Origin of the sequence: Allostigmatella hybrida, assembly GCF_020103775.1 — a bacterium.
Lineage (GTDB): Bacteria > Myxococcota > Myxococcia > Myxococcales > Myxococcaceae > Hyalangium > Hyalangium aurantiaca.
On record NZ_JAHXBH010000078.1, the window covers coordinates 1 to 1,158 of the forward strand.

1 protein-coding gene is annotated in these 1,158 nt (G+C 68.4%); it reads right to left on the reverse strand.

The features are described 5' to 3' along the window. Nucleotides 1-145: 145 nt before the first annotated feature. The coding region (gene tnpC / locus KY661_RS37100) for an IS66 family transposase (protein WP_225414683.1) at nt 146-1,158 on the reverse strand (1,013 nt) is incomplete at its 5' end.

Here is a 1,158-nt window from a genome sequence, read left to right on the forward strand (position 1 = left end):
CAGGCGCTCTACGAGGAGCTCTACTGCGCCCGAGGCGACATGGAGAACCGCATCAAGGAGCAGCAGCTGGGCCTCTTGTAAGACCTCGCCGTGCCCCGTCCCGACACTGAGCTGACCCGCCCGGGCCGCACAGCGGGAGCGGTGGTCAGCTCTGGGCCTTCGGCAGCGTCACGGTGCCCGGGTTTTCGATGGCGGCGAGCGCAGCGCGCCGCAGGTAGTGGCCCGGGTCCTCTCCTCGCAGCCGCGCTGTCTCGATGAGCGAGTAGAAGAGGGCCGCCACCTCGGTGCCCCGCTTTGACTTACTGCCATAATGGTTCTTCCTGCCTATCACCATGTCACGCAGCTGGCGCTCGACATGGTTGTTATCCAGCGGCACCTGCGGCTGGGTGAGGAAGACCGTCAGCCCACACCACAAGTTCAGCATGTATTCGATGGCCTTGCGAAAGGCGCTGCCGGGCAGCGCGCGCTGCGCGTGCGCCCAGTCGCGGATTCGCTGCGTCAGCGGCGTGGACTTCTGCTGACGCACGGCGAGCCGGTGCGCGAGCGCGGCCTGGCGCTCCTCGCCCTCCAGCGCGTACCAGCCCGGTAGGTCCGCCTCGACGGCGTACAGCTCGCCGATGAGGTCCAGCACCTCTTTGCAGGCAGGGGCGAAGTTCTGGGCTTCGAAAAACTTGCGGCGCACGTGCGCCCAGCAAAAGGCCAGCGTGGCCGGCGCGGGCCCGTCCGCGCCGGACTTCGTCGCCGTCTGGTAGGCCGCATACCCATCCACCAGGACGACGCCCGCGTAGTCGCCCAGCACGGTGCGCGCCGTCGCCCCGGAGCGGCTGGGGTAGATGCGATGGAAGACGGTGTCGGGCGAGGCCACCGTCCACGCGTACCACTTGGTGCCCGGCCCCTTGTCCAGCAGGTACCAATGCGTCTCGTCCGCGTGGATGAGAGGCGAGGTGAAGACCTCGGCCAGCAGTGCCTCGTAGGACTTCTGCAGGTGCCGGGCGAGCGCCTCGAGTTGGTCCCAGAGCGTCTGCGCCTCCACCCCCAGGCCCTCGCGCGCGTAGAGCCTTTCCTGGCGGGCCAGCGGCAGGTGGAAACCGTACTTCATCAGTGCCACGTGGACGGCGAAGTCCACCGAGTAGCGGCCGCCTGGAATCAGGCGCGGCG